General features: G+C 39.2%; 4 protein-coding genes. All 4 read left to right on the top strand.

Annotated elements, in window-relative coordinates:
- The first annotated feature begins 15 nt into the window (after positions 1 to 15).
- The 4 genes from BFN00_RS13180 (at position 16) to BFN00_RS13165 (ending at position 3,996) form a co-directional block, all read left to right on the top strand.
- Complete coding sequence (locus tag BFN00_RS13180; protein WP_071852085.1) at positions 16 to 345, top strand: type II toxin-antitoxin system HicB family antitoxin; 330 nt, start codon at positions 16 to 18, stop codon at positions 343 to 345.
- A gap of 31 nt (positions 346 to 376) precedes the next feature.
- Complete coding sequence (locus BFN00_RS16185; RefSeq protein WP_071852086.1) at positions 377 to 592, top strand: hypothetical protein; 216 nt, start codon at positions 377 to 379, stop codon at positions 590 to 592.
- Between the two features lie 359 nt (positions 593 to 951).
- Positions 952 to 2,154, top strand: a complete 1,203-nt coding sequence (locus BFN00_RS13170) for a tyrosine-type recombinase/integrase (protein WP_071852084.1) — start codon at positions 952 to 954, stop codon at positions 2,152 to 2,154.
- Between the two features lie 321 nt (positions 2,155 to 2,475).
- Positions 2,476 to 3,996: a catalase gene (locus BFN00_RS13165; protein WP_071852083.1), complete on the top strand. Its 1,521-nt coding sequence runs from the start codon at positions 2,476 to 2,478 to the stop codon at positions 3,994 to 3,996.
- Positions 3,997 to 4,380 lie beyond the last annotated feature (384 nt).

The raw sequence follows: 4,380 nt of genomic DNA, 5'->3' as shown, positions 1-4,380 counted from the left end.
TCTCTATTTGCAACAGTGCCCTTTGAAGGGTGTTTTAGTGCAGCGAATGAAATGCAAGATATCCAACGCATGGCACAGGAAGCAGTTGAAGTTCACTTTGATGGTGAAGATATTCCATTGCCTGCACCATCAAGCCCAGAACAATGGTTAGGTGATGAGAGATTTGAAGGTGGTTTTTGGTTATTGGTTGATATTGATACAACAAAGGTAAGCACAAAGTCCGTTCGTATTAATATCAGCATGCCAGAAGCTTTAGTAAAACGTATTGATGCTGTCGCAAAAAAACAACATTTGAGCCGTTCAGCATTCTTAGCAAAAAGTGCAGAAATGGCATTGCATCAGTAAAATAAACAATATGAGAGACCCAGCCTGAGTGCTGGGTTTTTATTTTGAGGTAGCTAGGACAGACAAAGTACAAGCTAAACAAGACTTAGAATATTGCAGTACTGAGCTGTCTAAGTATCAAAATCTCAGTAGATCTGGACTCAAACGTCATCAAATGATTGCGATTGATGAAATCATGATTGAGCTTAAAGAGCGAATTAAAAATGAAATCCCTCGGGAATTTCTATCACTAAAATTAGCGAGTTAACTGTCCGTTTTTACGGGGGCCAATACAGAAGTGTATCTAGTGAATAGCGTTTTCGGTCTCTAAGCACTTTTTAAAGGGGACATCATCGACTCAAATTTCTATTTGCAACAGTGCTGTTTTAAGTGGGGGCTATTACAATCAGTCAGTTTGTATCACTTATAGTGAGTCTCTTCTAGAGCTCAGCCTTGCAATCAGCTGGTTATTCAAGTGGTTACTTAAATCTAGATATTGATAAAAATATAATTAAAAAACAATAATATAAAAATTCATATGATGCGTATGATACGCATCACATAAATATTGCTTAAATTTGCTATAATTGAATTGAGTAGTGTCATTTATGGTTAGGTTAAATATTCATGAGTCTTACGGAAGTTAAGGTACGCCAGGCTAAGCCAAAGGAAAAAATTTATTTTCTGGCAGATGATGACGGCTTAAGTTTGAAGATAGAACCAAATGGACGTAAATCTTGGAGTTACCGCTATTCACTTGCAGGGACAAATAAACGTCCTCGCATGAAGTTGGGCGAATATCCTGTAATGTCCTTGAAAGAGGCCAGATCAGTCCGGGATGAATATAAATTTAATGATTATGAAAATAAACCGCTGCATAAAAAATATATCAAAAATTTTCAGGATATTTGTGAAGAATGGTTAGAATTTAAAATTAAAAATTCCTTTGAAGATGAACCACGATGCGGTGTAATTCAGCTTGCAAAAAAATGTTTAGATCAGGATATTTATCCAAATATTGGACTAGCGCCATTTATTGAAGTTAAAAGATATGATCTGGTTAAAATTATTAAAAATATAGAATCTCGAAATGTCAAAGAACCTGTAAAGAAAGCTTATAGTTATTTAAATCAGATTTATGATTATGCCGTAGCAATGGGGTATTGTGAATATAATATTGCACATGGACTTCATAAAATATTAGTCAATAATAAGATTAAGAAAAATTATCCTCATTTGAACTCAGATGAACTATCTAATTTCTTAGCTAGATTAAATCAGATTAATACAGATCCTATCATTAAAAAAGCCCTATTATTTAAATTATATACAGGCGTACGTGGTGGAGAATTACTGCTTTGTGAACCGCATCACTTCGATCTAGATAAAAAAATATGGAGAATACCAGCCTTACATATTAAACAATATAGAAGAAAGGTTATTTTAGGTCATGATATTCCTGAATTTTTAGTTCCACTATCTGATCAAGCACTTGAAGTTGTGAAATCAGCACTCGTTTGGTCTTATGGCGAAAAATATGTGTTTTCTAGCCCCCGGAATAATAATAAACCTATTCATTTTAATACCCTGAACTTGATTATCAGAAAAATGGGATATACTAAAAATGAATTAACTTCTCATGGGTTACGCTCAACATTTAGTACCATACTAAATGAATCTGGTTTATTTCAATCAAATTGGATTGAAGCACAGCTATCTCATACTGATAAAAATAGAACTCGTGCCAGCTATAATCATGCAGAATATTTTAATCAGCGTATGGAAATGATGCAATGGTGGGGAGATTTTATTGATAGTTGTACTATATAGTTATAATGGTTGTGAAGAGAGATAAAAGCCATAAGGATGGACTGCTAACTTTTATATATGCTGTGCCTTCATATTGTGATAAGTTAATATTTATGTTTGTGTACCTAATCAGTATCATAATCTTAAAATAGAATTTTTATTTCTATTTTGGATTTAGAATCGCACTTAGAATAAGAAGCTTTATATTAAAATGGATTGACTATAATTTTTAAAGAATCTCTTTAGTTTAATATTTTAATACGCTAGTTAAGCGTAAACTAAAATATGGAGATCTTAAGTTTCTCTAGGCAATTTAAATGAAAAGGAACGGGAGTTAATAGTATGAGTCAAGACCCTAAAAAATGTCCTGTTACCCACCTGACTACTGAAGCTGGTGCCCCTGTGGTCGACAACCAGAACAGTATGACGGCAGGTGCGCGTGGACCTTTACTTGCCCAAGATCTATGGTTGAACGAAAAATTAGCAAACTTCGTCCGCGAAGTGATTCCAGAGCGTCGTATGCACGCTAAAGGTTCAGGTGCCTTTGGTACCTTTACTGTGACCAACGATATTACCCAATATACCCGTGCTAAAATTTTCTCTGAAGTCGGCAAAAAAACCGAAATGTTTGCGCGTTTCTCAACGGTGGCTGGTGAACGTGGTGCGGCCGATGCAGAACGTGATATTCGCGGTTTTGCCCTGAAATTCTATACCGAAGAAGGCAACTGGGATCTGGTCGGTAATAACACCCCGGTGTTTTTCCTGCGGGATGCGCGCAAGTTCCCTGACCTGAATAAAGCAGTCAAACGTGACCCGAAAACCAACAAGCGCAGTGCCACCAATAACTGGGATTTCTGGACATTATTGCCTGAGGCCTTGCATCAGGTGACCATTGTGATGTCGGATCGCGGTATTCCTGCTGGCTACCGTCATATGCATGGTTTTGGCAGCCATACCTTCAGTTTTATCAATGCCCAAAATGAACGCTTCTGGGTGAAATTCCATATGCGTACCCAGCAAGGCATCCAGAACCTGACCGATGCTGAAGCAGCAGATTTGATTGCTAAAGATCGTGAAAGTAGTCAGACTGACCTATTTGATGCCATTGAGCGTGGTGAGTATCCAAAATGGAAAATGTACGTTCAGATCATGCCGGAACTGAAAGCTGAAACAGTGCCTTATCATCCATTTGACCTGACCAAAGTCTGGCCGAAGGGCGATTATCCACTGATTGAAGTCGGTGAATTCGAACTGAACCGCAATCCGGAAAACTATTTCCAGGATGTAGAACAGGCAGCCTTTGCACCTAGTAATCTTGTACCGGGCATCAGCTACTCACCAGACCGTATGTTACAGGCACGTTTAGTGAACTATGCCGACGCAGCACGTTACCGTGTTGGTGTGAATCATTCACAGGTTCCGGTCAATGCTGCACGTTGTCCTGTACATTCGAACCGCCGTGATGGTCAGGGCCGCATGGATGGCAACTATGGTTCATTGCCACATTACGAGCCGAACAGTTTTAACCAGTGGCAGGAACAACCTCAGTTTAAAGAACCAGCATTAAAGATTACCGGTGATGCTGATTTCTGGGACTTCCGCGAAGATGACAATGACTACTTCAGCCAGCCACGTGCCCTGTTCAATTTGATGAATGATGAGCAGAAACAAGCATTGTTTAATAACACGGCCGCAGCGATGGGTGATGCGCTAGATTTCATCAAATACCGTCACATCCGCAACTGTTATGCTTGCGATCCAGCTTATGGGCAAGGCGTTGCTAAGGCCTTAGGTATGACTGTAGCAGATGCCCAAGCGGCACGTGAAACCGATCCCGCTAAAGGACTGCCAAGCTTTCTTTAATTTATTTTACATCCTCTTCCTCTTTTAAGGGGGGAGAGGAGGTAAACTATGGAACATAGCATAAGAAGGTGAAAATCTTATGCCTTGACTTCCTCACCTCCCTAAACGGAGGTGATTCCTACTGCTAGACGCTTAAGCCCAAGCGCAAGTATGTTCTTAGAACGGCTTTGTTGCACAAAGCTATTCTTGAGGGCTTCTTTAGCAATATAATTTCCAGATGAAGAAGCCTGCACCTAAAACTTACCGTACAACCAATTGGTCCTCGTATAACCAAGCTTTAATCAAGCGAGGAAATATTTCCTGTCTCTTATACACATCTGACGCTGCCGACGATCTTACGCGTTCTCTTTTTCTGTTACTGCCCGTACATTTATAACATCACAG

The organism is Acinetobacter sp. AR2-3 (assembly GCF_001878775.1).
GTDB classification, from domain to species: Bacteria; Pseudomonadota; Gammaproteobacteria; order Pseudomonadales; family Moraxellaceae; genus Acinetobacter; species Acinetobacter lwoffii_D.
This window is presented reverse-complemented; position numbering and strand designations above follow the sequence as displayed.